A 25,385-nucleotide genomic window follows, 5' to 3' on the forward strand; every position below is an offset into this window, starting at 1 on the left:
CAAAGGCCGTGGAACACCCCACCACCAAAACACAACCCAATAAAGTTACGGCGGCCACAGCGGCAGGGAAACGCCCGGACCCATCCCGAACCCGGAAGCTAAGCCTGCCAGCGCCGATGATACTACCCACCCCGGGTGGAAAAGTAGGACACCGCCGAACACCCATTAAGAAATGCCCCCCGATACATTCGGGGGGCATTTCTCTATCCGAACCGTTTCATTCCAACTATTAATAGGCTCATTGGCACTGCCGTTGTGCAAAAACGCCCACCCGGTTGAGTGGCTGTAACGTACTCCCGTCACTGCTCGCGCCGGACCGTATCCTGACACGGGTTACTGCGAAAGGTTTCAGTGGTCGACAACAGAGCAGGCGGCGAACGTCGTCACATCCCCGGCAACGGTCCCGACGTCAACGGCACCGGCGGAGGCGGTCCGCGGAGCACGCAGCGGCGGGACAAGCGTTCGCAACCGCCGATGCGCTCGGGGCCGAATCGAGCCCGCCGGGCGCAGCCGCAACCGGACGACGCCGGCAGCCCTCAGGACGCGCGGTCGGCGGCACCACCACTGCCCGCCGACGTCGACGCCAGGCAGCTGTCGCCCGAAATCCGGCGCGAATTAACCACTTTGGACCGCGTCAACGCGGACATGGTGGCCAAGCACCTCGTCGCCGCGGGGCAGCTTCTCGACGACGATCCCGAAGCGGCGCTGGCCCACGCCCGCGCCGCCCGGGCGCGTTCGGGACGGATCGCTGCGGTCCGCGAAGCGGTCGGTCTCGCGGCCTACCGCTGCGGTGACTGGGCTCAGGCGCTCGCGGAACTGCGTGCGGCCCGACGCCTTGGCAGCAAGTCGACGCTGCTGCCGTTGATCGCCGACTGCGAGCGCGGTGTCGGCCGTCCCGAGCGCGCGATCGAGCTGGCCCGCAGCCCGGAGGCTGCCCAACTCACCGGTGACGACGCCGACGAGATGCGGATCGTCGCCGCCGGCGCCCGCGCTGATCTGGGTCAACTCGAGCAGGCGCTGGCCACGCTGTCGTCACCGCCGATCGACCCGGCCCGCCAGGGGCAGACCGCCGCCCGACTCTGCTACGCCTACGCGGACACGCTCCTCGCACTCGGCCGCGGGGAAGAGGCATTGCAGTGGTTTCTGCATGCGGCGGCCGCCGACGTCGACGGTGTCACCGACGCCGAGGATCGCGTTGCGGAGCTGGCCTGATACATGACATCCCCTGCGCGGCAACATGATTGCCTGCTTCTCGACCTCGACGGCACTCTGTTTCGGGGAGCGTCACCCACCGTCGGCGCCGTCGCAACTCTCGCAGCCGTCGATGCGCGGGTCTTGTTCGTCACGAACAACGCTTCGCGGTCAGCGGCCGAAGTCGCCGACCATCTCCGCGACATCGGGTTCACCGCAAAACCCGACGACGTCGTCACCAGCGCTCAGACAGCCGCGCGACTGCTCGCCGCAGAACTGGCGGCCGACGCGGCGGTGCTGATCGTCGGCACCGAGGCGCTCGCCGCAGAGGTCGCTGCGGTCGGTCTGCGGCCGGTCCGGCAGTGGGCCGACGCACCGGTCGCGGTTGTGCAGGGACACTCGCCGCACACCTGCTGGCCCAACCTCGCCGAAGCGGCGCTGGCGATCCGCGGTGGCGCACTATGGCTCGCGGCGAACGTCGATCTCACGCTTCCGACTGAACGCGGACTGCTGCCCGGCAACGGCGCAATGGTCGCCGCACTTCGCGCTGCCACCGAGCAGGAGCCCAGAGTTGCGGGCAAACCCCAGCCGACCCTGTTCCGAGATGCCTTGAGCCGCGGTAGTTTTCGTAGTCCCCTCGTGGTCGGCGACAGGCTGGACACCGACATCGCAGGCGCCAACGCAGCCCAGTTACCCAGCATGATGGTGCTCACAGGGGTGAGCACGGCCGAGCAGGCAGTGTTTGCCGCGGAGCATGAGCGCCCGACGTACATCGCCAACGATCTTCGCGGACTGACGGATTCAGCCGAGCGGCTTCGCGTCGTCACCCAACCGGCGTGGCACGTCGAAAGCGGTCCTGACAACATCACGGTCACCGCCCGGGACGACCCGGCCGACGACGACGGACTCTCGGTCATTCGTGCGGTCGCCGATGCGGTGTGGCGGGAAGCCGACTACCCCCGCGCGCGGCCGATCGTCGCCGGGGACCAACGAGCGCATCAGGCGCTGCGCCGCGCCGTCGCCGCCGGGGTCCTGGCATCGGATAGCGTGAAGGCGTCATGACTGCAGACCCAGACCGAATCCGCGCGGACATCGCTGCGCTACTGGCCGACCTGCCCGACGTTGCGGCCGAAAGCGCCGACCTGAGTGCTTTGGATATCGAGGGCATCGCGGCACGGCTCGAACAGGCGCACGACGTGCTGGTCCGCGCCTTGGAATCGGTGGAAAAGGGTTGACCACCGGTGGCCCGGCGTGCACGCGTTGACGTCGAACTGGTGAGGCGCGGGCTGGCGCGCTCGCGGCAGCAGGCGGCCGAACTCATCGGCGCCGGCCGAGTCACCATCGACGGAATGCCGGCCGCCAAGCCGGCTACCGCCGTCGCCACCACTGCTCGCCTGGCTGTCGCAGACGACGGCGCCCGAAGTTGGGTGTCACGCGGTGCGCACAAGCTGATCGGCGCCCTCGATGCGTTCTCGATATCGGTAACGGATCGGCGCTGCCTCGATGCCGGCGCCTCCACAGGTGGGTTCACCGAAGTGTTGCTCGACCGCAGGGCACGCGAGGTGATTGCCGTCGACGTGGGGTATGGGCAGTTGGCCTGGTCGCTGCGGTCGGATCCTCGAGTGCGGGTGCTGGACCGCACGAATGTGCGCGAGCTTTCCGTGCAAGACATCGGCGGCCCAGCGGATCTGGTGGTCGCCGATCTGTCGTTCATTTCGCTGACCACGGTGCTCGCATCGCTGACGTCATGTGCGACCGCGGAGGCGGATATCGTTCCGATGGTGAAGCCTCAGTTCGAGGTGGGGAAGGACCATGTAAGCCGGGGCGGCGTGGTCAGCGACCCGGCTCTGCGCAGCCGCGCCGTGCTGGCCGTCGCGCGCCGCGCAGCGGAACTCGGCTGGAAGCCCGTCGACGTCGTCGCAAGCCCGCTGCCGGGACCGTCGGGCAACGTCGAGTACTTCTTGCATCTGCGGTCCCGCACCGACCATGGCCTTACAGGTGACGAGTTGGCGCAAGCGGTGGCGCGCGCGGTCGCGGAGGGTCCGCAGTGACCAGCGAACGCGCGGTACTTCTGGTGGTTCACACCGGCCGTGACGAAGCCACCGACACCGCCCGCCGTGTCCATAAAGTGTTGGGCGACAACGGAATCAGTCTGCGCGTCTTGTCCGCCGAGGCCGTCGACCGCGGCAGGCTGCACCTGTCACCGGACGACATACGTGCGCTGGGCGTCGACATCGAGGTCGTCGAGCCGACGCACGACGCGGCCGTCGGCTGCGAGCTCGTCCTCGTGCTGGGCGGCGACGGCACCTTCCTGCGTGCCGCTGAGCTGGCCCGAAACGCGGCCGTACCGGTGCTCGGCGTGAACCTCGGCCGCATCGGGTTCCTGGCCGAAGCCGAGGCAGAGGCGATCGACCGCGTGCTGCACCACATCATCGACCGGGACTACCGCGTCGAGGATCGCATGACGCTCGATGTTTCGGTGCGTGCCGACGGCGAAGTCGTCGGCCAGGGTTGGGCGATCAACGAGGCCAGCCTGGAGAAAGGCACGCACCTGGGCGTGCTGGGCGTGGTGCTGGAAGTCGACGGACGGCCGGTGTCGTCGTTCGGCTGCGACGGCGTGCTGGTCTCCACGCCGACCGGCTCCACGGCGTACGCGTTTTCGGCCGGCGGCCCGATCTTGTGGCCGGACCTCGAGGCCATTCTCGTGGTGCCCAACAACGCCCATGCGTTGTTCGCGCGTCCCATGGTCACCAGCCCGGCGGCGTGCATCGCGATCGAAGTGGAGAACGACGGCAATGACGCCGTCGTGGTGTGCGACGGCCGCCGTCAAATGCTGGTGCCCGCCGGCGCACGACTGGAAGTGACCAGGTGCGCCACGCCCGTGCGCTGGGTGCGCCTCGACAGCGCGCCGTTCACCGACCGGCTGGTGCGCAAGTTCCGGTTGCCGGTCACCGGGTGGCGCGGCCCGACGACGGCGGGGCACTGATGAGCGCTTGCGCGAAGAAGAGAATGAACTGATGAGCGCTTGCGCGAAGAACAGAAGGAACTGAGTGCTCTGCGAAATCCGGATCGAATCGCTGGGCGCGATCGGCTCGGCGGTGGCCGAGTTCGACCGCGGGTTCACGGTGCTCACCGGCGAGACCGGCGCCGGCAAGACGATGGTGGTGACCGGCCTGCATTTGCTCGGTGGCGCCCGCGCCGACGCTACCCGCGTCCGCTCCGGAGCCGAACGCGCTGTGGTCGAAGGCCGTTTCATCACAAGCGATCTCGACGAAACCGCGGCGACTGACATCGTCGGGATACTCGACTCCTGCGGCGCCGAGCGTGACGACGACGGCAGCGTCATCGCCAGTCGGTCGGTCACCAGCGACGGCCGGTCCCGCGCCTATCTGGGCGGTCGCAGCGTGCCGGCGAAGTCGCTGAGCGCCTTCACCACCGAATTGCTGACGTTGCACGGCCAAAACGACCAACTGCGGCTGATGCGGCCTGACGAGCAACGCGCCGCCCTCGACCGGTACGCCGGAGTGGGGCCGAAGCTCGACCGCTACCGCAAGCTGCGCAATGACTGGCTGCAAGCGCGCCGCGATCTCGCCGAGCGGACCGAGCATGCGCGTGAATTGGTGCAGGAGGCCGATCGGCTCAAGTTCGCGATCGACGAGATCAACTCGATCGACCCGTTGCCCGGGGAAGACGAGTCGATTGTCGCCGACATCCGCCGTCTGTCCGAACTCGATGCGCTGCGAGAAGCCGCGCAGACCGCCCGCGCCGCGTTGGCGGGCACCCGCGACGAAATCGGTGATAACGACGGTTCGGCGACCGACCTCATCGGTCGAGCCATGTCAGCGTTGGAAACCGGCGACAGCGCGTTGGCAGCACTGTCCACTCAGCTAGGGGAGGCGCTGACACTGGTCACCGACGTGGCCAGTGAATTGGCGGCTTATCTCGACGAATTACCAACGGACGCAAGCGCTTTGGAAACCAAGCTGGCACGCCAGGCCCAGCTTCGCACGTTGACCAGAAAGTACGCGGCAGACATCGACGGCGTGCTGGCCTGGGCGGGGCAGGCGCGAGAGCGGCTGGCTCAGATCGACGTTTCGGAGGAGGCGCTGACGGCGCTGTCCCGTACCGTTGAGGACCTCGCGGGCCAGGTGGCCACCGCGGCCGCCGACCTGACGAAGGCGCGGACCAAGGCGGCGAAGGGTCTGGCCAAGGCCGTCACCGCGGAGTTGTCGGGACTTGCGATGGGCGCCGCGGAGTTCACGGTCGAGGTGCAGCCGTTGCCGGCCCGTCCCGACGACTCCGCGCCGCTGATCGTGCCACCGGGGACCACCGTGCACGCGGGATCGTCGGGCACCGACCTCGTCGAGTTCGGCTTCAGCGCGCACAAGGGCGGCGCAGTGCTGCCGGTCCACAAGAGCGCGTCGGGAGGTGAGCTGTCCCGGCTGATGCTCGCCCTCGAGGTTGTGCTTGCGGCATCGGCCGAGGGCACGACGATGGTGTTCGACGAGGTCGACGCCGGCGTCGGCGGGCGGGCCGCGGTTCAGATCGGGCGACGGCTGGCACGGCTGGCGCGGACTCATCAGGTGATCGTCGTGACGCACCTGCCTCAGGTCGCGGCGTATGCGGATGTGCATCTGGTGGTCGACGCGGGGGGCCGCAACGGCACCAGCGTGGTACGTCGCCTCGACGACGACGGTCGCGTCGCCGAGCTGGCCCGCATGCTGGCGGGTCTGGGCGAGTCCGATACCGCCAGGGCGCACGCCCGCGAGCTGCTGGAAACGGCCGCCGCTGAGCGCGCGTCCATCTAACCGTGAGCGTGCGCTGCCGTACGCCAACATGCGGCGTGTCGTGTACACACACGCTCGCTCGCGGGGCAACCCGGGTGTGACGAAAGTTAACTTGTGTGGCTGTTGTTACGGCGCGCCTCCCGGGCCTCGGCGGCATCCGTGGCCAGAATCGCCGCATGAAGATGTCTTCGCTGCTGTCCCGAAATACGTCCTCGCGCCCCGGAATCGTCGGCACCGCTGTGGTGGACAAAGACATCGACCGGCTGTTGCGGCGCGTCGGGCCCGGAGACATCGTCGTGCTCGACGCCCGAGACTTGGACCGCGTGACCGCCGACGCGCTGGTGGACTCCGGGGTCGCAGCGGTGATCAACGCGTCGCCGTCGATCACCGGCCGCTATCCCAATCTTGGCCCCGAGGTGCTGGTGGCCAACGGCGTGACGCTGATCGACGACACTGGCCCGGACGTCTTCAAGAAGGTGAAAGACGGCGCCCGGGTGCGCGTGCACAACGGCGCGGTGTACTCCGGCGACCGCCGACTGGTCGTCGGATCGCAACGCAGCGACGAAGAAATCGCCGACCTGATGCACGAAGCCAAGAGTGGGCTCGTCGCACACCTGGAGGCGTTCGCCGGCAACACGATTGAATTCATCCGCAGCGAAAGCCCGTTGCTCATCGACGGAATCGGTATCCCGGACATCGACGTGGACCTCAACCGTCGCCACGTCGTGGTCGTCGGCGAAGAAGACTCTGCCGCAGACGATCTGAAGAGTCTCAAGCCGTTCATCAAGGAGTACCAGCCGGTGCTCGTCGGTGTCGGAGCCGGTGCGGATGTGCTACGCAAGGCCGGTTATCGGCCGCAGCTGATCGTCGGCGACCCGGAGAAGATGACCGCCGACGTGTTGCGCTGCGGTGCGCAGGTGGTCCTGCCGGCCGATGCCGACGGCCACGCGCCCGGCCTGGACCGAATCCAGGATCTTGGCGTGGGCGCCATGACGTTCCCGGCGGCCGGCTCGGCGATGGACCTTGCGCTGCTGCTGACCGACCACCACGGCGCGGCGCTGATCGTCACCGCCGGCCACAGCGCGACCATCGAGGAGTTCTTCGATCGCAGTCGCGCTCAAAGCAATCCGTCGACGTTCCTCACGCGGCTGAAAGTCGGGCAGAAGCTGGTCGACGCCAAGGCCGTCGCCACCCTGTACCGCAACCGGATTTCCGGCGGCGCGATCGCCATGCTGGTGTTGGCGATGCTCATCGCGATCATTGTGGCGTTGTGGGTGTCGCGCAGCGAGCATGCGGTGCTGGATTGGGTTCTCGTGTACTGGAACCGATTCTCGTTGTGGGTCCAGGGACTGGTCGCCTAGGACGCTGCCCGTGATTTCGCTTCGTCAGCACGCGATTTCGCTTGCCGCCGTGTTCCTTGCACTGGCTGTCGGCGTGGTGTTGGGTTCCGGGCTGTTGTCGGACACGCTGGTGTCGGGATTGCGTGACGACAAGAAGCAGCTGCAGGACAAGATCAGCGAGCTCGAACGACACAACAATGCGCTCAACGAAAAGCTGAATGCGGCAGGCGAATTCGATGCAGCGATGGCCGGGCGGATGGTCAACGGTGCGTTGGGCGGCAAGTCGGTGGTCATCTTCCGCACCCCGGACGCCTCCGACGACACCGTCACCTCGCTGTCCAGACTCGTGGGGGATGCGGGCGGCACGCTGAGCGGGACCGTCACGCTCACCCAACAATTCGTCGGCGGCAACGCCGCGGACAAACTGCTCTCGGTGGTGAACTCGTCGATATTGCCGGCGGGGTCACAGTTGAACACCGCATCGGTGGACCAGGGTGCCCAAGCCGGAGACCTGCTGGGCATTGTGCTTCAACTCAACAAGAACCCAGCCACGCCGCCCGTCGACGACACCCAGCGCGAAACCGTCCTGGCGGCCTTGCGCCAGACCGGCTTCATCACCTATCAGGGCAAAGTCGGTGCGGCCAATACCGCGATCGTGGTAACCGGCGGCGCGCTCAAAGAGGACGCCGGCAACAGCGGCCCCACCGTTGCACGGTTTGCCGCGGCGCTGGCGCCGCACGGCGCGGGGACCGTGCTGGCAGGAGCTGACGGTTCGGCGTCGGGGACGGCCGCGGTGGCTGTGGTGCGGGCCGATTCGGGCATGGCGGGTGCCGTCACCACCGTCGACAACGTCGACATGGAATCGGGTCGTATCACGACCATCTTGGCCTTGCATGACCTGCTCAGCGGAGCCCGCGCCACGCAATACGGCAGCGGCGAAGGGGCCCAAGCACTCACCGTGCCGCAGTAGACGCTTCCTGCGGGCCGGGCGTGTTAGCGCCGCGTTGTCGGCGGCGGTGTTAAGGTGAAATTCCGTGGGTCGGCAGGCCCCAGCTAGGTGAAACTGCCTGGAAAAGACAAAGCCCTGCGCCGTCGTCACGGGAGTCGCTCTTGCCAGCGTTACGCAAGCACCCGCAAACCGCTACCAAGCATCTGTTCGTCAGCGGCGGGGTGGCGTCGTCGCTCGGCAAGGGCTTGACCGCTTCGAGCCTGGGTCAGCTCCTCACCGCGCGCGGGTTGCAGGTGACCATGCAAAAGCTGGACCCGTATCTCAACGTGGATCCGGGCACCATGAACCCGTTTCAGCACGGGGAGGTGTTCGTCACCGAGGACGGCGCCGAAACCGACCTCGACGTCGGCCACTACGAGCGGTTCCTGGACCGCAACTTGTCGGCGCAAGCGAATGTGACCACCGGCCAAGTGTATTCGTCGGTCATCGCCAAAGAGCGCCGCGGCGAATACCTGGGTGACACCGTGCAGGTGATTCCGCACATCACCGACGAGATCAAGAGCCGCATCCTCGCGATGGCCGAACCGGATGCCGACGGCAACCGGCCAGACGTGGTGATCACAGAGATCGGCGGTACCGTCGGCGACATCGAATCGCAGCCCTTCCTCGAGGCGGCCCGGCAGGTCCGTCACGACGTCGGGCGGGAAAACGTGTTCTTCCTGCACGTGTCGCTGGTGCCATACCTGGCGCCGTCAGGCGAGCTGAAAACCAAGCCCACCCAGCATTCGGTGGCCGCGTTGCGCAGCATCGGTATTCAGCCGGACGCATTGATCCTGCGCTGTGACCGCGATGTCCCCGAGCCGCTCAAGAACAAAATCGCGCTGATGTGCGACGTGGACATCGACGGCGTGATCTCCACACCCGATGCGCCGTCGATCTACGACATCCCCAAGGTGCTGCACCGCGAAGAACTCGACGCGTTCGTGGTCCGCCGGCTGAACCTGCCGTTCCGCGACGTCGACTGGACCGAATGGGACGACTTGCTGCGGCGGGTACATGAACCGCGCGAAACCGTGCGGATTGCGCTGGTAGGCAAGTACGTTGACCTGTCCGACGCGTATCTGTCGGTGGCCGAGGCACTGCGGGCGGGGGGATTCAAGCATCGCGCCCGGGTCGAAATGCGTTGGGTCGCTTCCGATGACTGTCAGACGACGAGCGGGGCGGCCGCTGCGCTTGGCGACGTGCACGGGGTGCTGATCCCGGGTGGCTTCGGCATCCGCGGCATCGAGGGCAAGATCGGCGCGATACGTTACGCGCGCACCCATGGATTACCGGTGCTGGGGTTGTGCTTGGGGTTGCAGTGCATCGTGATAGAGGCAGCGCGCTCCGTCGGACTGACCCAAGCCAATTCGGCCGAGTTCGATCCGGATACCCCCGACCCGGTGATATCCACGATGGCCGATCAACAGCATGTGGTCGCCGGGCAAGCGGACATGGGCGGCACGATGCGGCTGGGCGCGTACCCCGCCGTGCTGGAGCCGGGATCCATTGTGGCAGAGGCTTATGAGGCCACCGAGGTGTCGGAGCGGCACCGGCACCGCTACGAGGTGAACAACGAGTACCGCGATCGCATCGCGGCCAGCGGTCTGCGGTTCTCCGGGACATCGCCCGACGGCCGGCTGGTCGAGTTCGTCGAGTATCCGCGGGACGTGCACCCGTTCATCGTCGGCACCCAAGCGCATCCGGAGTTGAAGAGCCGGCCCACCCGACCGCACCCGCTGTTCGTCTCGTTCGTCGGCGCGGCACTGGAATACAAAGCGGCAGAACGGCTTCCGGTGGAGATCCCGGAAGCGCCGCCGAACGGCAGCGAACACCCGACAGGAGTGACGGGGCTGCTGCACCAGCCAGTGGCGCGTCCATGACGGCTTGCGCGAAGAGCACCCGACATGGCTGAGCACGTCTTCGAGACCGTCTCGTCGGAAACGGTCTACCAGGGCAGCATTGTGGCGCTGCGCGTCGATCAGGTCAGCATGCCCGGCGGTGGCACCGCGAAGCGCGAGGTGGTCGAGCACTACGGTGCGGTGGCGATCGCCGCGGTGGACGACCGTCGACAAATCGCAATGGTCTACCAGTATCGGCACCCGCTGGGGCGCCGGCTGTGGGAACTGCCCGCGGGTCTACTGGACACCGCCCATGAAGAACCACTCGCGACCGCCAAACGCGAACTGCAGGAAGAAGCCGGGCTCGCCGCCGACCAGTGGCGGGTGCTGCTGGACACCGCATCCTCGCCCGGGTTCTCCGACGAATCGGTACGCACGTACCTGGCCACTGGTCTTTCCCACGTGGGGCGGCCGAAGGCAGAGGACGAGGAGGCGGACCTGAGCGTGCACTGGTTTCCGCTGGAGACCGCGGCCGACATGGTGCTCGCCGGCGAGATCGTCAACGCATCCGCGGCCGCGGGGGTATTGGCCGCTTACGCGGTCGTGGTCGACGGTAAGCCGAGCCGTCCGGTCGACGCCCCGTGGCCCGACCGGCCCACCGCGTTCGCCCGCCGGCTGGGTCGCGAATGACCGCGGTCGCGCCCGCGCTCACTGGCCAGCTGCAGGATTACCTCGATCACCTGACCATCGAACGCGGCGTCGCGGCCAACACGTTGAGCTCCTATCGGCGGGACCTGCGCCGCTACCTGGACCACTTGGTGCTGCGCGGCGTGCACGACCTCGCTGACGTCACCGAGAACGACGTCAGCGAATTCTTGGTGGCGTTGCGCCGAGGTGACCCGGACACCGGCGTCCCCGCATTGTCGGCCGTATCGGCCGCGCGGGCGTTGATCGCAGTGCGCGGTTGGCACCGATTCGCCACCGCGGAAGGGCTGACCGACATCGACGTCGCGAGGGCGGTCAAGCCGCCGACGCCGACTCGGCGATTGCCGAAGAGTCTTACAGTCGACGAGGTATTGGCGCTACTCACGGGCGCCGGGGGCGACAGCCCGTCCGATGGCCCGCTGGCCTTGCGCAACCGAGCGCTGCTGGAACTGCTGTATTCGACCGGCGCGCGGATTTCCGAGGCAGTCGGGCTCGACGTCGACGACGTCGACACCCACGCCCGCTCGGTGCTGCTGCGGGGCAAGGGCGGCAAGCATCGGCTCGTGCCGGTAGGCCGACCGGCGATCGAAGCGCTCGACACCTACTTCGTGCGGGGCCGGCCGGATCTGGCAAGGCGCGGACGCGGCACCCCGGCGATCTTTCTCAACGCGCGCGGCGGCCGGCTCTCGCGGCAGAGCGCATGGCAGGTGCTGCAGGACGCGGCCGAGCGCGCCGGGATCAGTTCCGGGGTGTCGCCGCACACGCTGCGGCACTCATTCGCCACCCATTTGCTCGACGGCGGCGCCGACGTGCGTGTCGTGCAGGAGCTGCTGGGGCACGCGTCGGTGACCACCACGCAGATCTACACGCTGGTGACGATGAACGCGCTGCGCGAGGTCTGGGCAGGAGCACACCCGCGGGCGCACTAGCCCGCTATCCGACGTATTCGGATTCCAGCACGAGGTCCGGGACCAGGCTCTGGTATTCAGCGTGCGTCTTGTGCTCGACCGTGGCGAACCGCTTGCCCTGTTGCTCAGCCATGTACTTGCGGTATTTGGGCGCACCGGGGACCAGCACGTTGTCGGCCACCACGATCGACCCGGGATGCAACCAGCCGCGGGCCAGGATGCTCTGCAAGTCGTCGAGGTACACGCTTTTTTCGTGGTCGATGAACAGGAAATCCAGGTTGCCGGCGTCAAATCCGTAGGCGGCAAGCGCATCGAGGGTGCGGCCGCCGTCACCGATCATGCCGACGACGCAGGTGATGCGGTCGGCGACGCCCGCATGCGCCCAGACTCGCCGCGCGATCGCAGCGTTTGCCGCCGATGCCTCGACCGAATAGACCTTCGCCTGCGGCGCCGCCCGGGCGATTCGCAACGAGCCGTATCCGACGTAGGTGCCGAGCTCCAGGCACAGACGGGGCTGCGCCCGCGTCACAGCCGCGTCGAGCAGCAGTCCTTTCTCGTCGCCGATGTTGATGAGGAATGACTGGTCGTAGGCGAACCTGTCGATGGTGTTCAGGACGTCGTCGATGTCGCCTCGTCGGGCGTGGCTTTCGACGTAGTCGGCGACGGCCGATTCACGTCCGTCACCCCACTGCCCAGTCCGCGAGAAATGGCGGGCACCGAGTCCCATGCGGATCACCGACCACCGCAACATTCCCAGCCGTCGCTTCACACTCATGCTTCACAGCCTATGGAGCGTGTTGCCGCAGCGGGGGCCTACGCAGACCGCGGGTCTGCCCGTTTCGGGGTCGCCACGTCGCTAAACTTGCCCGGATGTCCGCCACCCCTACAGTGAACGGCCCGGCGTGACCGACGAGCCGGAAGGCTCCGGCGTCGGCCTCACCGGCCGTCCGCCGCGGGCCATCCCAGAGCCCCAGCCCAAGACCGCTCACGGTCCGGCGAAGGTCATCGCGATGTGCAACCAGAAGGGCGGCGTCGGCAAGACCACGTCGACCATCAACCTCGGTGCAGCGCTGGCCGAGTACGGCCGGCGGGTGCTGCTGGTCGACCTCGACCCGCAGGGGGCGTTATCCGCCGGACTGGGCGTGCCGCACTACGAGCTGGACGCGACGATTCACAACGTGCTGATCGAGTCGCGGGTATCGATCGACGACGTGATGGTGCACACCAAGGTCAAGCATCTGGATCTGGTGCCCAGCAACATCGACCTGTCGGCCGCCGAGATCCAGCTCGTCAACGAAGTCGGCCGCGAGCAGACGCTAGGCCGCGCCCTGTACCCGGTGCTCGACCGCTACGACTATGTGCTCGTCGACTGTCAGCCGTCGCTGGGACTGCTGACAGTGAATGCGCTGGCATGCGCCGACGGTGTGGTGATTCCCACCGAATGCGAATACTTCTCGCTGCGCGGGCTCGCGTTGTTGACCGACACCGTGGACAAGGTGCACGACCGGTTGAATCCGAAGCTGCACATCACCGGAATTCTGATCACACGGTTCGACACCCGCACCATCAACGCCCGCGAAGTCATGGCGCGGGTGGTCGAGCGGTTCGGCGACCTGGTGTTCGACACCGTGATCACTCGCACGGTTCGATTCCCGGAGACCAGCGTGGCCGGTGAGCCGATAACCACGTGGGCACCGAAATCTGCTGGCGCAGAAGCATATCGGTCACTGGCCCGAGAGGTGATCGACCGGTTCGGCGGCGCGTGACGTCGACGGAGTCCGCGCCGGCCTTTCACGTTCGGCTCAGCAATTTCGAGGGGCCGTTCGACCTTCTCCTGCAACTGATCTTCGCGCATCGCCTCGACGTCACCGAGGTAGCGCTGCACCAAGTCACCGACGAATTCATCGCCTACACGAAAGCCATTGGCGCGCAACTCGAATTGGAGGAGACGACGGCGTTTCTGGTGGTGGCTGCGACACTGCTGGACCTGAAGGCAGCTCGGTTGTTGCCGGCCGGCGAGGTGGAAGACGCGGAGGATCTCGCGCTGCTGGAAGTGCGCGACCTGCTGTTCGCGCGGCTGCTGCAGTATCGGGCGTTCAAGCACGTCGCCGAGATGTTCGCCGAGCTGGAGGCCGCAGCGTTGCGCAGCTACCCGCGATCGGTATCGCTGGAGGATCGCTTCGCCGACCTCCTGCCCGAAGTGATGCTGGGCGTCGACGCAACCGCGTTCGCCCAAATCGCCGCGACCGCGTTGACGCCGCGGCCGGTGCCTACGGTGGCCACCGAGCATCTGCACCAGACGATCGTGTCGATACCCGAGCAGGCCGGCCGCGTCCTCGACGAGCTGGCGCGTCGCGGGGTGGGGCGGTGGACGACGTTCACCGAGCTGGTGGCGGACTGCGGCGAAGCGATCGAGATCGTGGGGCGGTTCCTGGCGCTGCTCGAGCTGTACCGGCTGCGAGCGGTAGCATTCGACCAGTCAGAACCACTTGGTGTGCTGCAGGTTTCATGGACCGGAGACCGGCCGACCGACGACGACTTGGTGAAAGCCACTGCGGACGCGAGGAGCGAAACGGCCTCTGATGAGTGAACAGGTCCCAGACCTCGATCTGGGGGTCGAGCTGCAGCCTCGAAGCGAGCTCGACGACGCCGAGCTGACGGCCGTGCTGGAGGCACTGCTGTTGGTAGTCGACACTCCCGTGCCGGTGGAGACGTTGGCGACGGTGACGCAGCAGACCACCGATCGGGTGGCGGGCGCGTTGGAGCGGATGGCCGCCGAGCTGGCCGACCGCGGCAGCGGGATCGACCTGCGAGAAGCCGGCGGCGGGTGGCGGATGTACACGCGGGCGCGGTTCGCGCCGTATGTGGAGAAGCTGCTGCTCGACGGAGCCCGCTCGAAGCTGACCCGCGCCGCGCTGGAGACGCTCGCGGTCGTGGCATACCGCCAGCCGGTCACCCGGGCGCGGGTGAGCGCGGTGCGTGGCGTGAACGTCGACGCCGTGATGCGAACGCTACTGGCCCGGGGGCTGATCACTGAGGCCGGCACAGATCCCGACACCGGCGCCGTGACATTCGCGACCACGGAATTGTTCCTGGAGCGGCTCGGGCTTTCGTCGCTGGCGGACCTGCCCGACATTGCACCGCTGCTACCGGACATCGACGTCATCGACGACATCACCGAAACCCTCGACAGCGAGCCGCGATTCGCCCGTTTGAATCGCGTTTCCGCTGACGATCCGGTGCCGGAGATCAACGTGGATCAGGACTGACGTGTCGTCTTCTGAAGGTGTCCGGCTGCAAAAAGTGTTGTCACAGGCCGGTTTTGCGTCTAGGCGGGTCGCGGAGCGGATGATCCTCGACGGCCGTGTCGAGATCGACGGACACGTGGTCACCGAGTTGGGCACCAGGGTGGACCCGAGTGTGTCGGTGATTCGAGTGGACGGTGCACGGGTGATGCTGGACGACACATTGGTGCACCTGGCCTTGAACAAGCCGCGCGGAGTGCATTCGACGATGTCCGACGAGCGTGGGCGCCCGTGTATCGGCGACTTGATCGAGCACCGGGTTCGGGGCAACAAGAAGCTATTTCACGTCGGGCGCCTGGACGCGGACACCGAAGGCCTGATCCTGTTGACCAACGACGGCGAATTGGCGCACCGGCTGATGCACCCGTCGTATGAAGTGCCGAAAACCTATGTGGCCACGGTGAACGGGACGGTGCCTCGCGGCCTCGGCAAGACACTGCGCGACGGTGTGGAACTGGAGGACGGTCCGGTGGCTGTCGACGACTTCGCTGTGGTGGATTCAGTTCCGGGCAAGACGATGGTGCGGGTGACGCTGCACGAGGGCCGCAAACGGATTGTCCGCCGGTTGCTGGCGGCGGTCGGCTATCCGGTGCAGTCACTTGTGCGCACCGACATCGGCGCGGTGTCGCTGGGCAATCAGCGGCCGGGGAGTTTGCGACCACTCAGACGGGACGAGATCGGGCTACTGTACAAGGCGGTGGGGTTGTGAGCGGGTCGCTCGCAATAGCGATCGACGGTCCCGCTGGTACCGGAAAGTCCTCTGTATCAAAGGGATTGGCCCGTGCTCTCGGCGCTCGGTATCTCGATACGGGCGCTATGTACCGAATCATGACACTGCACATGCTCCGCTCCGGCGTCGACGTGACTGACCCCGACGCCGTCGGCGCAGCGGCGGCCGACGTGCCCCTGTCGGTGGGATATGACCCAGACGAGGAGCGGTGTTTTCTTGCGGGCGAGAATGTCTCGCGGATGATCCGCACGGACGAGGTGACACGTGCGGTGTCGGCAGTCTCGGCGGTGCCCGCCGTGCGGCAACAGTTGGTGCGACTACAGCGCGAGCTTGCGACTGGAGAGGGCAGCGTGGTGGTGGAGGGCCGCGACATCGGCACAGTGGTGCTTCCCGACGCCGACGTCAAGTTCTTCCTGACGGCATCGCCAGAGACGCGGGCGCGTCGGCGCAACGATCAGAACATCGCCAACGGGCTGGGGGATGACTATGACAGCGTCCTCGCGGACGTGCGCCGCCGCGATCATCTGGATTCGACGCGGGCGGTGTCGCCGCTGCGGCCGGCCGACGACGCGATCGTCGTCGACACAAGCAACATGACCGAGGCCGAGGTGGTTGCGCATCTGGTCGACGTCGTCGAGCAACGGGCGCGGGCGCGGCGATGAGCGACGGTACCTGGGTCGACGAAAGTGACTGGAACATAGGCGAAGCCGGTGCCGAGGAGGCCTCGGTGCAGTCGGTTTCGCCGCCGGTCGTGGCGGTGGTCGGCCGGCCGAATGTCGGAAAGTCGACGTTGGTCAACAGGATCCTGGGTCGTCGCGAGGCGGTGGTGCAGGACGTGCCGGGCGTGACCCGCGATCGGGTGTCCTATGACGCGCTGTGGACCGGCCGCCGGTTCGTCGTTCAAGACACTGGCGGCTGGGAGCCGGACGCAAAAGGATTGCAGCAGTTGGTCGCCGAACAGGCATCGGTGGCCATGCGGACCGCGGATGCCGTCATTCTGGTGGTCGACGCCGTCGTCGGCGCCACCGCGGGTGACGAAGCAGCCGCCAAAACGCTGCGACGATCCGGGAAGCCAGTCTTTCTGGCGGCCAACAAAGTCGACACCGAACGCGGCGAGGCCGACACCGCCCAGCTGTGGTCACTAGGGCTCGGCCGGCCGTATCCAATCAGCGCGATGCACGGGCGAGGCGTGGCGGATCTGCTCGACGACGTGGTGGGCGCGCTGCCTGAAGTCTCGGAAACCGTTGCGGCAGTGGGAGGTCCGCGCCGCGTGGCGCTGGTGGGTAAGCCGAATGTGGGAAAGAGTTCGCTGCTGAACAAGCTGTCGGGGGACCAGCGCTCGGTGGTGCATGAGGTGGCCGGCACCACCGTCGACCCAGTGGATTCGCTGATCGAGCTCGGCGGAAAGGTGTGGCGGTTCGTCGACACGGCGGGCTTGCGGCGCAAGGTCGGCCAGGCCAGAGGTCACGAGTTCTATGCGTCGGTACGCACCCACGGCGCGATCGACGCCGCAGAGGTGGTGATCGTGCTCATCGACGCGTCACAGCCGCTGACCGAACAAGACCAACGTGTGCTGTCGATGGTGATCGAGGCTGGGCGTGCGTTGGTGCTGGCGTTCAACAAGTGGGATCTGGTGGACGAAGACCGCCGCGAGGTGTTGGAGCGCGAAATCGACCGCGAACTCGTGCAGGTGCAGTGGGCTCCGCGGGTGAACATTTCGGCGAGGACGGGCCGCGCGGTGCAGAGGCTGGTGCCCGCTCTGGAGACCGCGCTGGCGTCCTGGGATACGCGCATTTCGACCGGACGGCTGAACACGTGGCTCAAGGAGGTGGTGGCGGCGACGCCGCCGCCGGTGCGCGGCGGTAAACAGCCGAGAATTCTGTTCGCTACTCAGGCCACGGCTCGGCCGCCGACGTTCGTGTTGTTCACCACGGGTTTCCTCGAAGCCGGATACCGGCGTTTCCTGGAGCGGCGGTTGCGTGAGACGTTCGGCTTCGAGGGCAGCCCGATCCGGATCAACGTGCGCGTGCGCGAGAAACGCAAGGCGCGGTCGCGGTAAGCGGTGTCCGTTTTTCACATGAGCCTGATCGCGCTCGCGGGTGTCGCGGCGGGCGCGATCAACGCAATTGTGGGGTCGGGCACGTTGGTCACATTCCCCACGCTCGTCACGCTCGGAATCCCGCCGGTGACGTCGACGATGTCCAACGCCGTCGGATTGGTCGCCGGCAGCGTGTCGGGGACCTGGGGCTACCGACGCGAGCTGCATGGTCAGTGGCTGCGACTCCGGTGGCAGCTGCTCGCGTCCCTGACGGGGGCCGCACTGGGGTCGTGGCTGTTGCTGCATCTGCCTGCGAAGGTGTTCGAGCAGGTGGTGCCGGTGCTGTTGGTGGCCGCACTGGTGCTCGTTGTGGTGGGGCCGCGAATACAAACCTGGGCACGCCGGCGAGCGGAGGAGGCGGGCCGGGCGCCGGACCAACTGCCGACGGGACGCCTTGCAGCGTTGGTGACTCTCACGTTCGCCGTCGGCGTGTACGGCGGCTACTTCACCGCCGCGCAGGGGATCCTGCTGATGGGGGTGATGGGCGCGCTCCTGCCCGAGGACGTGCAGCGGATGAATGCCGCCAAGAACCTGCTGGCGTTGGTGGTCAATGTTGTTGCCGCCCTTGCTTATACGGTGGTCGCGTTCGACCGGATCAACTGGCTGGCGGCAGCGCTGATCGCGGTCGGCTCACTGGTGGGCGGTTTCGTCGGCGCGCACTTCGGGCGCCGGCTGCCGCCGAATGCGCTGCGTGCGGCGATCGTGGTCGTGGGCCTGATCGGGCTGTACCGGCTGGTGACCCTGTGACGGGGTGATTGGTAGGCTTTCGTCCGGCTGTCGGGTTGCTCGACGGCGACGGGCTGTGGCGCAGTTTGGTAGCGCACTTGACTGGGGGTCAAGTGGTCGCAGGTTCAAATCCTGTCAGCCCGACTCTTTTTCTTGCAGGTCAAGAACCTGTTTTCGTCTCACCGGCCTAAGCCATGGAATCCGTGCGCGGCAAACGCGACCATCGATAGCAATACGATCGCCACTGATTGCTTATACGAGTGCCAGAAGTCCCCCTCGATCGATCGTTTCCTGCGCTACTGAGCAACGCCGGCGTCGGCGCGCGAAGACCGGCGATGAATGGAGTATTTCGTCCCTTCACTCTGGCGAGGTGGCATGTCAGAGTGGAGCGAAGCCATGTCGGCCAATCACACCAGTCATCGGGGAGGAGCCGGTCATGGACTCGACAGCAAATCTGTATCAGAAGTCTCCGGCGGAGCGGTTCGAGTACACGTTGACCTTGTGGGCTCCGGCGCACCCGCAACGTCGCGACGACGGCGGGGCGGCTCGCGTCTCGACCACCGCGCGCACTCAAACGCGTCCCGCTGAGTCGGCACACCGTCCGCCGCTGCAATACGCCCGCTACATCGCCCGCATTGGCTTGCTGGCCGCTGCCCTGGGAATCGGCGCGGCCATCGCGTGCCCACCGGGCATCGCTTGGGCCAAGCCCACCGACACCGACTCTTCCACCTCGGGTTCCGACAAGACCTCGTCCAATGGCCAACCCGACTCGTCAAGCCAACGCGGCACAGCCACACCGCCGTCGACATCGGGCACCACCGGCGGCCCGTCGGTGTCGGGCAGCGACTCGGGACAATCAAAGACCTCGGACTCCGTCTCGGGTTCCAACAGCACCGGCCCGTCCGTGGTCGTGCGCAGCCCCGGCGGAATGCGCAACCCTGCTCCCGCCCGCGTGCCGAGCCTCAGCGACATCGCCGACCGACTGTCTGCCATCGGCCGCCCTCGTGCCCCAACCCCCGACGAATCGGCCGGCCGAGCCTCCGAGCCCGCTGACTCCAGTACGTCTGCCAGCTGGGACCAGAAGCCGGCAGTGACGACGCGACCGCACCGCAACAACAACTTCGAGCCGACGGGTCCGGCCCGCACGCTGGCGACCGCGGGAACCGACAAGCCGACCTCCCTCTCGGCCGATACCGCCCGCATCGCCGCCCGAAATGACGCAGTCGCCAGCGCGGGCACCCTTGCGTCCGCGGAGCGCCAGATCACCTTCGCAGCGACGTCGCCGATGCGCTCTTGGGTTGACGACGCCGCCGCGGCCTTGCGCCAGCCCGGCGAAGCTCTGGTGCGCAAGCCGCTGACCGTGACCGCGGTGCCGCCTGCGAACCCGATCGCCAAGGTGGTCTCGAGTCTGCTCGCCGCGGTCGGCATCACGTCGTCGGGCGTGGGCACCGGCGATGTTCCGGTCGCCCCTGCGCCCGTTGTTCTGGGCGCGCTGCAGCTGATTCGCCGTGAGATCGAACAGATCTCCCTCACTCAAGCTTCGACTGCGGCGCCGAGCACCGTGGCGCCGCGCAGTCTTGTCGCCGCCGCCGCGGAAACGGCGAACCCACAACCCGGCGATGTGGCCTCAACTCCATTCGGAAGCCTCGGTAAATGGATGCTGAAATCCGATGGGCAGGTGTCGAATTGGGGCGGGCAGGTCCCTGCAGAGCCGATCAACGTCGTCATCGTCGACCCGACGTCGACCAGCGAAGCGGAATCCGCCGCGAAACTGAACCGGGCCATGAAAGTGGCCGGCTTCCCGGCTCAGGGCTTGCACAGCACCGGCTATCAGGCCGAAATCAACGGCAGCACCTACAGTCAACAGCCCACCGGCTTATTGCAGGCCTTCGCCGACGGGAGCGATCACGGCCGGATGTTCGGGCCCGCGTTCGTGGAAGGCCAAGGTTATGTGTGGACCGGCGCGTTCAGCACCGAAGGATCCGTGCACCAATACGTCTCCTTCAACACGGCGCGTAATGACCTGGCACAGCAGCTCGTCGAGAACCGCGTCGCCGAGCGGCTCGACGACGTTGATCTGGCCAACGGTGGCACCGGCGATCACAACGGTCAGGCCGTCGTCCTCCGGCTGAAACCGGGGATGCCCGACACGGCGCCCAAAATCACCAACGTCAGCCAGAGCAAGCCGAGCACGACGACCGGCAAGGTCACGGGCAAGGTGACGGCGTCCGACGCCGAGGGCGACAAGCTCACCTACTCCGCCACGTACTCAGACAAGGGCACCGTCACGGTGACGCCGACGGGTTCGTACACGTACACGCCGACCGCGGCCGCCCGCCACGCCGCCGCCGCGACCACCGCGACCGAGGCGGAGAGGAAAGACACCTTCACGATCGCGGTCGACGACGGCTTCGAGGGCACAGACACGCGGGAGACAACCGTCGACGTCGTACCGAAGAACGCCGCGCCCTCGGCCAAGGCAGCGGTGAAAAAGCCGGACCCCGTTGCCGGAACGGTCACCGGCTCAGTCGCGGTCGCCGACGCCGACAACGACGGGGTCACTTACAGCAAGACAGATCCCGCCTCCGGGTCGGTGACGCTGAATTCGGACGGAACATTCACCTACACCCCGACGGACGAAGCGCGCCAAAAGGCCCGCGACACGTGGAACACGGACACCGACAAATTCACCGTCACCGTCGACGACGGGCACGGCGGAGTGAAGACAGTGAGCGTGACAGCCACGATTGCACCGTCTGATCAGGCGCCGATCGCAGGGACAGCCATCAAAGGTGACCCCGCGGCGAATGGGGCCATCAAGGGCTCGTTGCCCGCCTCTGATCCGGACCAGGACCCTTACTCATTCTCCGTGTCGAAGAAGCCGACGTCCGGCACCGTGTCCTTGTCGTCGAGCAAGGGCACGTTCACGTACACCCCGACTTCTGCCGCGCGCCGCGCCGCGGCCTCGGGTGGACCCACGACGGACACCTTCGACATCACGGTCACCGACAAGTACGGTGCCACCACAACACAATCGGTGGAAGTGGACATCCTTCCTCAGCCCTGAGGTCGCCGCGCGCAGCGTGGAAGCGCAGAAGTCAGCAGTGCGATCCGGCTCGACGGTCAGAAGAACGGATTGCTGTTGGCCTGCCACTTCGCGTCTTCCGGGCGCGGTCCAAAGCGCCGGATGTAGTCCTCGTGTTTTTGTGCTTCCCGTTCACGCTTGAGCACGTCGACCAAATTCGGATCCAACCCGTGCTGGGCCAGCCGGTGCCGTCTCCACACTTTGTTCAGGGCAAGTGAAATCAAAAGCGCCCAGATGTAGATCGGCAGCGTCATCTCGATGTGCACGTACAGCGAGGCAGGCAACAACCAGAACGGCGCGAGAACGACGAACGGCGGTATCGCCGCCAGAATCATGAACCGGCGCACGGCTCCCTTGCCGGCGAGATCACGCGCGACCCACTCCCGCATCGACTCGGGCAAGCGCATCAGCCCATACGAGTACGCGATGTACTGCAGAACATTAGGTCGTGCGGTTGCCATAGCGCTCCGTTGATGTGTCGTTTCTTGACGAATACCCGCCGCGGCGGCCGCCTACCCCATTGTCACCGAAATGGGAGGGACGTCGACACGTCACCGTTCGGTCACGGTCCGGAGACGATCTTCGTCCGAAAGCCGTTCGGCCAGAAGGCTGCTGGCACTATTGCGTTAAAGAAGTGGCTGCAGTGACTGCTGCGCAAATGCATGCAGCGCTCGATCAGAAAGGGTGTAGTTCCCATGAGGCGCATCTGGGCCGTTGCGGCCAGCCTGGCCATGCTGCTGGCGCTGCCCGGTACCGCGACCGCCGATACGTTGGCCGGACCCGTAACTCACCAACAACTGATCAACAATGTCATCGCGCGCGCCCTCTCACAGCGCGGCGTGCCCTTCGTCTACGGCGGCGGCAATGTCTCCGGTCCTAGCCGCGGTACCGACCCGGCCGTCCCGACAGTCGGATTCGACGCCTCCGGCCTGATCCAGTATGCCTTCGCCGGCGCGGGCCTGAAGATGCCGCGGTCGTCCGGTCAGCAGTACCTGGTCGGCCGTAAGATCCTGCCCACTCAGGCACTGCCCGGCGACCTCCTCTTCTACGGTCCGGAAGGCACCCAGAGTGTGGCGCTGTTCATCGGCAACGGCCAGATGATCGAGGCCACCGATCCCGTCGTCACGGTGTCTCCGGTACGTACGGCAGGCATGACGCCATACCTCGTCCGCGTGATCGAGTGGTGACTGTAGGCGCGAGTCACCCCCGCCAACAGCGCTTCAGTCCTCCTTGCGGATCAACCGCTGCAGCGCCTTCCGATCGGAAGCCAGCAGTTCTTCAATGCGAGGTTTGTTCACCTCGGCCACGATGATCTCGCCCACATCCTGATGGACGTCGCGGAAGATGCCGTGCGACTTCATCTTCTGCGTCTGATACTTGTTGTCCTCCGTAGGCGTCACGTAGTACACCGCCTCAGCCTTGAAGCGGTGCACCAGCCACAGGTGAACCAATGTCATCAACCGCTTCTGGCGTAGCTTCTCCGCGAACGTGTTCTGGTCGCGCACCGTCAGGATGCTGCGGCCGTAGCGGTCCTTGATCGGGTCGACGATCACGTTGGCCAGCTTTTCTTCCTCGCCGCCCTCGCGCTCGCCAAAGATGCCCAATTCCAACAGTTCTCCGCCTGCACGAAGAGGCCGCAGCTGCACCCGGAACTTCTCGCCGAGCTGATAATGCTCGCCCCAGATCGCGAGCCATTCCTCCAGCAGCTTCTTCGGCACCTCCGTCTGGACCAGGTGCTGGTGCTGCGTCGAGCCCTTACCCATCGCTTTGGTGGTCGCGGTGCGACCCGACGACGCCAGCAGCGCCGCATCACTGCGCGGGCCGCCGACGAGCGTTTGCGGTGTGCGATACGGGGATTCGATCAACCGCAGCTTCCGCTGCACCCGGGCCAGCGCCAGCATGCCGTCCTGGCGCAAGGCGGTGGCGAATTCCTCAGCCGCCACGCCGTCGATCTGATGGCCGCCGTAGGTGATGAAGTTGAAGACGAAGCCCATCTTGCCGAGTTCCTCAGGGAACGCCCGCATCTCGTCATCGGTCATGCCCGTGGTGTCCCAGTTGAACGACGGCGACAGGTTGTAAGCGAGCATCTTGTCCGGATACTGCTCGTGAATCGCCTCGGCGAACTGCCGCGCATCGGCCAGATCGGCGGTCTTGGTCTCCATCCACAACAGATCGGCGAACGGAGCAGCTGCCAATTGCTTGGCAATCGCATACGGAATGCCGCCCCGCAGTTGGTAATAACCTTCCGGGGTCTTGGCCAGTTCGCAGTCCCAGGCCACGCTGATGCCCAGTTCCTTTGCCTTCTGGCTCGCGGTATACAGCGAGGCCCGCTTGGCGAATTCCCGCCACTCGGCAGCGCTCATGCTCAGCGGTTCACCGTCGTTCTCGCCGAATGCGATGAGGTCTTCGACCGCCTCGCTGTAGGTCTTCAGGCCCGCGTCGTCCTCCCACGTCGCGACGAACTCCGACTCGACCTTGTCGTAAAGCGCGTCATTGGAGGGATCGCCGTCATGCCGCCACGCAGCGGCCGCCTCGGCGATGACATCCGAGATGCCATGGCTGTCAAGCCAAGCCTGCGCCGCGGCGTACTCGCCTTCGGGAAGCCAGTACAACAGGTGCCCGTTGAGCTCCCTGACTCCCAACTCGTAGAAATGCCGCATCATCGCGAGGAAACACGACTTGTACGAAGGGATTCGGAGGTTGGTGGCCCCGAGAATGAACGGCTGGTCACGCTCGTCGGCGCGGCTGTCGATCAGGTTGGCCGCCTCGGCGTCGGTTCGCGCGACGATGATGCCCGGCACGCGCATGATGTCAAGCTGGAAGCGGGCGGCGTTGAGCCGCTTGATCTGCTCGTCGGAGGGAACCAGCACCTTGCCGCCCTGATGGCCACACTTCTTCGTGCCGGGACGCTGGTCTTCGATGTGGTACCCGGGCACCCCGGCTTCCACGAAGCGGCGAATCAGGTTGCGCACGTGGGGATCTCCGCCGTGACCGGTGTCAGCGTCGGCGATGATGAACGGGCGATAGTCGTACGTCGTTGCCGCTGCACGTTGCTCCTCGCTCATGCGCAGCCTGAGGTACTCCTGGTTGCGATCGGCGGTCAGAAGCGCACGCACCAGTCCCGCGGCCTCGTCGGGCACCTGACTCAGCGGGTAGCTCGCGAGGTCTGGTCCGGGATCTTCGGTGGTGGAACCCTTGGCGGATGTCGCCCAGCCGCCGAGGTAAATGCCCTCGATGCCCATGCGTTTCATGGTCACGGCCTGCCCCGGCGAGTAGGGGCCGAAAGTGGTGATGCATTTGCGCTCGGCGAACAGTTCGCGGAGCCGGTCATAGAAGGCAGCCGCCGCCTCGCGGGCCACGGTGTAGTCGACGGGAATCGTGCCCCGCTGCTCGACCACTTGGCGCGCGGTGTAAAGCCGGGTGATGCCGTCGAAGCGAGGGCTCTCGAAGTACCGCTGCGTGGCGGCGACGTCCTGCTCGAACGGTGTGGGGGCCGACAGATCGGCCTCGATGATCGCCATAGTTCTACACACTCCTCGTTGAGCCCGGACTTCCCCCGACGACGCCATGCAGCGCGGCGGCCCCATGATTATCGCGAGCAAACGGCCGGCTGGGCCCCGGTTTGGACCCTTTCGGCGCCAACGCTACGCCGCGCTCGGGACGCCCGTGTGACCACGGTCA

The 25,385-nt window shown here is 66.4% G+C and carries 24 protein-coding genes, 1 tRNA gene and 1 rRNA gene; 22 read left to right on the forward strand and 4 right to left on the reverse strand.

Translation table 11 applies throughout. From position 1 onward, the window contains the following. Nucleotides 1-46: 46 nt before the first annotated feature. The 12 genes from rrf (at nucleotide 47) to xerD (ending at nucleotide 11,781) form a co-directional block, all read left to right on the forward strand. Nucleotides 47-160 (forward strand): 5S ribosomal RNA (gene rrf, locus AC5Y4C_RS10465). A 191-nt stretch (nucleotides 161-351) separates the two neighbouring features. After that, complete coding sequence (locus AC5Y4C_RS10470; RefSeq protein ID WP_499962986.1) at nucleotides 352-1,212, forward strand: tetratricopeptide repeat protein; 861 nt, start codon at nucleotides 352-354, stop codon at nucleotides 1,210-1,212. Nucleotides 1,213-1,215: 3 nt separating this feature from the next. Continuing rightward, nucleotides 1,216-2,253: an HAD-IIA family hydrolase gene (locus AC5Y4C_RS10475; RefSeq protein WP_499962984.1), complete on the forward strand. Its 1,038-nt coding sequence runs from the start codon at nucleotides 1,216-1,218 to the stop codon at nucleotides 2,251-2,253. Next, the gene (locus AC5Y4C_RS10480) at nucleotides 2,250-2,426 is read left to right on the forward strand and encodes a hypothetical protein (protein ID WP_499908677.1); all 177 of its coding nucleotides are present in this window, start codon (nucleotides 2,250-2,252) and stop codon (nucleotides 2,424-2,426) included. The genes AC5Y4C_RS10475 and AC5Y4C_RS10480 overlap by 4 nt, the downstream gene beginning before the upstream one ends. 6 nt (nucleotides 2,427-2,432) lie before the next feature. Further along, entirely contained in the window at nucleotides 2,433-3,242 is an 810-nt protein-coding gene (locus AC5Y4C_RS10485; protein ID WP_499913915.1) for a TlyA family RNA methyltransferase, read from the forward strand. Then, nucleotides 3,239-4,177, forward strand: coding sequence for an NAD kinase (locus tag AC5Y4C_RS10490; protein ID WP_499908673.1), 939 nt, complete (start codon nucleotides 3,239-3,241; stop codon nucleotides 4,175-4,177). The genes AC5Y4C_RS10485 and AC5Y4C_RS10490 overlap by 4 nt, the downstream gene beginning before the upstream one ends. A gap of 64 nt (nucleotides 4,178-4,241) precedes the next feature. Further along, on the forward strand, nucleotides 4,242-5,999 hold the full coding sequence (gene recN / locus AC5Y4C_RS10495) for a DNA repair protein RecN (RefSeq protein ID WP_499962982.1): 1,758 nt from the start codon (nucleotides 4,242-4,244) through the stop codon (nucleotides 5,997-5,999). A 155-nt stretch (nucleotides 6,000-6,154) separates the two neighbouring features. Beyond that, nucleotides 6,155-7,339, forward strand: coding sequence for a putative cytokinetic ring protein SteA (gene steA, locus AC5Y4C_RS10500; RefSeq protein ID WP_499962980.1), 1,185 nt, complete (start codon nucleotides 6,155-6,157; stop codon nucleotides 7,337-7,339). Between the two features lie 10 nt (nucleotides 7,340-7,349). Then, nucleotides 7,350-8,288: a copper transporter gene (locus AC5Y4C_RS10505; RefSeq protein ID WP_499908667.1), complete on the forward strand. Its 939-nt coding sequence runs from the start codon at nucleotides 7,350-7,352 to the stop codon at nucleotides 8,286-8,288. Nucleotides 8,289-8,428: 140 nt separating this feature from the next. Next, a complete protein-coding gene (pyrG, locus tag AC5Y4C_RS10510; protein WP_499908665.1) occupies nucleotides 8,429-10,189 on the forward strand; it encodes a CTP synthase in 1,761 nt (586 codons plus the stop codon). A gap of 24 nt (nucleotides 10,190-10,213) precedes the next feature. Next, entirely contained in the window at nucleotides 10,214-10,837 is a 624-nt protein-coding gene (locus tag AC5Y4C_RS10515) for an NUDIX domain-containing protein (RefSeq protein WP_499908663.1), read from the forward strand. Continuing rightward, a complete protein-coding gene (xerD, locus tag AC5Y4C_RS10520) occupies nucleotides 10,834-11,781 on the forward strand; it encodes a site-specific tyrosine recombinase XerD (RefSeq protein WP_499962978.1) in 948 nt (315 codons plus the stop codon). Before AC5Y4C_RS10515 ends, xerD begins: the two co-directional genes overlap by 4 nt. 4 nt (nucleotides 11,782-11,785) lie before the next feature. Here xerD and AC5Y4C_RS10525 read toward each other — a convergent pair whose 3' ends face one another. Next, nucleotides 11,786-12,535 carry an O-methyltransferase gene (locus AC5Y4C_RS10525; protein WP_499962976.1) on the reverse strand — a complete coding sequence of 250 codons (750 nt, stop codon included), beginning with the start codon at nucleotides 12,533-12,535 and terminating at the stop codon, nucleotides 11,786-11,788. Nucleotides 12,536-12,662: 127 nt separating this feature from the next. Between AC5Y4C_RS10525 and AC5Y4C_RS10530 the strand changes: the two genes are divergently transcribed. The 8 genes from AC5Y4C_RS10530 to AC5Y4C_RS10565 all read left to right on the forward strand — a co-directional run bounded on the left by AC5Y4C_RS10530 (nucleotide 12,663) and on the right by AC5Y4C_RS10565 (nucleotide 18,763). Beyond that, nucleotides 12,663-13,526 (forward strand): ParA family protein, encoded by an 864-nt coding sequence (locus AC5Y4C_RS10530; RefSeq protein WP_499908657.1) that lies wholly within the window; start codon nucleotides 12,663-12,665, stop codon nucleotides 13,524-13,526. Further along, the gene (locus AC5Y4C_RS10535; protein ID WP_499908655.1) at nucleotides 13,523-14,350 is read left to right on the forward strand and encodes a segregation/condensation protein A; all 828 of its coding nucleotides are present in this window, start codon (nucleotides 13,523-13,525) and stop codon (nucleotides 14,348-14,350) included. Before AC5Y4C_RS10530 ends, AC5Y4C_RS10535 begins: the two co-directional genes overlap by 4 nt. Next, nucleotides 14,343-15,029, forward strand: coding sequence for an SMC-Scp complex subunit ScpB (gene scpB / locus AC5Y4C_RS10540; protein WP_499962974.1), 687 nt, complete (start codon nucleotides 14,343-14,345; stop codon nucleotides 15,027-15,029). Before AC5Y4C_RS10535 ends, scpB begins: the two co-directional genes overlap by 8 nt. Beyond that, a complete protein-coding gene (locus AC5Y4C_RS10545; RefSeq protein WP_500008414.1) occupies nucleotides 15,019-15,774 on the forward strand; it encodes a pseudouridine synthase in 756 nt (251 codons plus the stop codon). The genes scpB and AC5Y4C_RS10545 overlap by 11 nt, the downstream gene beginning before the upstream one ends. Continuing rightward, entirely contained in the window at nucleotides 15,771-16,457 is a 687-nt protein-coding gene (gene cmk / locus AC5Y4C_RS10550) for a (d)CMP kinase (protein WP_499962970.1), read from the forward strand. Before AC5Y4C_RS10545 ends, cmk begins: the two co-directional genes overlap by 4 nt. Beyond that, nucleotides 16,454-17,854 carry a ribosome biogenesis GTPase Der gene (gene der / locus AC5Y4C_RS10555; RefSeq protein ID WP_499908647.1) on the forward strand — a complete coding sequence of 467 codons (1,401 nt, stop codon included), beginning with the start codon at nucleotides 16,454-16,456 and terminating at the stop codon, nucleotides 17,852-17,854. The genes cmk and der overlap by 4 nt, the downstream gene beginning before the upstream one ends. 18 nt (nucleotides 17,855-17,872) lie before the next feature. Beyond that, entirely contained in the window at nucleotides 17,873-18,640 is a 768-nt protein-coding gene (locus AC5Y4C_RS10560) for a sulfite exporter TauE/SafE family protein (protein ID WP_499962969.1), read from the forward strand. Between the two features lie 49 nt (nucleotides 18,641-18,689). After that, a tRNA-Pro gene (locus AC5Y4C_RS10565) sits at nucleotides 18,690-18,763 on the forward strand. A 477-nt stretch (nucleotides 18,764-19,240) separates the two neighbouring features. On the opposite strand, the gene AC5Y4C_RS10570 is transcribed toward AC5Y4C_RS10565, so the two are convergent. Further along, nucleotides 19,241-19,612 carry a hypothetical protein gene (locus AC5Y4C_RS10570; protein WP_499962967.1) on the reverse strand — a complete coding sequence of 124 codons (372 nt, stop codon included), beginning with the start codon at nucleotides 19,610-19,612 and terminating at the stop codon, nucleotides 19,241-19,243. A gap of 97 nt (nucleotides 19,613-19,709) precedes the next feature. Between AC5Y4C_RS10570 and AC5Y4C_RS10575 the strand changes: the two genes are divergently transcribed. Beyond that, the gene (locus AC5Y4C_RS10575) at nucleotides 19,710-21,686 is read left to right on the forward strand and encodes a cadherin-like domain-containing protein (RefSeq protein ID WP_499962965.1); all 1,977 of its coding nucleotides are present in this window, start codon (nucleotides 19,710-19,712) and stop codon (nucleotides 21,684-21,686) included. Nucleotides 21,687-21,742: 56 nt separating this feature from the next. On the opposite strand, the gene AC5Y4C_RS10580 is transcribed toward AC5Y4C_RS10575, so the two are convergent. Further along, nucleotides 21,743-22,165, reverse strand: a complete 423-nt coding sequence (locus AC5Y4C_RS10580) for a DUF5313 domain-containing protein (protein ID WP_499908639.1) — start codon at nucleotides 22,163-22,165, stop codon at nucleotides 21,743-21,745. Between the two features lie 234 nt (nucleotides 22,166-22,399). Between AC5Y4C_RS10580 and ripD the strand changes: the two genes are divergently transcribed. Beyond that, entirely contained in the window at nucleotides 22,400-22,891 is a 492-nt protein-coding gene (ripD, locus tag AC5Y4C_RS10585) for an NlpC/P60 family peptidoglycan-binding protein RipD (protein ID WP_499908637.1), read from the forward strand. A gap of 33 nt (nucleotides 22,892-22,924) precedes the next feature. Here ripD and aceA read toward each other — a convergent pair whose 3' ends face one another. After that, a complete protein-coding gene (gene aceA / locus AC5Y4C_RS10590; protein WP_499908635.1) occupies nucleotides 22,925-25,225 on the reverse strand; it encodes an isocitrate lyase ICL2 in 2,301 nt (766 codons plus the stop codon). Nucleotides 25,226-25,385: the final 160 nt, after the last annotated feature.

It is taken from the genome of Mycobacterium sp. NGS35 (assembly GCF_059812855.1).

Coding starts and splice junctions, on each gene's coding strand:
- AC5Y4C_RS10570 (WP_499962967.1), bottom strand. CDS start 19,612: ATGGCAGACAGTCGGTCGGCGATGTCGCTGAGGCTCGGCACGCGGGCG.
- ripD (WP_499908637.1), top strand. CDS start 22,400: ATGAGGCGCATCTGGGCCGTTGCGGCCAGCCTGGCCATGCTGCTGGCG.
- xerD (WP_499962978.1), top strand. CDS start 10,834: ATGACCGCGGTCGCGCCCGCGCTCACTGGCCAGCTGCAGGATTACCTC.
- AC5Y4C_RS10580 (WP_499908639.1), bottom strand. CDS start 22,165: ATGGCAACCGCACGACCTAATGTTCTGCAGTACATCGCGTACTCGTAT.
- AC5Y4C_RS10560 (WP_499962969.1), top strand. CDS start 17,873: ATGAGCCTGATCGCGCTCGCGGGTGTCGCGGCGGGCGCGATCAACGCA.
- der (WP_499908647.1), top strand. CDS start 16,454: ATGAGCGACGGTACCTGGGTCGACGAAAGTGACTGGAACATAGGCGAA.
- AC5Y4C_RS10525 (WP_499962976.1), bottom strand. CDS start 12,535: ATGAGTGTGAAGCGACGGCTGGGAATGTTGCGGTGGTCGGTGATCCGC.
- AC5Y4C_RS10480 (WP_499908677.1), top strand. CDS start 2,250: ATGACTGCAGACCCAGACCGAATCCGCGCGGACATCGCTGCGCTACTG.
- steA (WP_499962980.1), top strand. CDS start 6,155: ATGAAGATGTCTTCGCTGCTGTCCCGAAATACGTCCTCGCGCCCCGGA.
- AC5Y4C_RS10475 (WP_499962984.1), top strand. CDS start 1,216: ATGACATCCCCTGCGCGGCAACATGATTGCCTGCTTCTCGACCTCGAC.
- aceA (WP_499908635.1), bottom strand. CDS start 25,225: ATGGCGATCATCGAGGCCGATCTGTCGGCCCCCACACCGTTCGAGCAG.
- scpB (WP_499962974.1), top strand. CDS start 14,343: ATGAGTGAACAGGTCCCAGACCTCGATCTGGGGGTCGAGCTGCAGCCT.
- AC5Y4C_RS10515 (WP_499908663.1), top strand. CDS start 10,214: ATGGCTGAGCACGTCTTCGAGACCGTCTCGTCGGAAACGGTCTACCAG.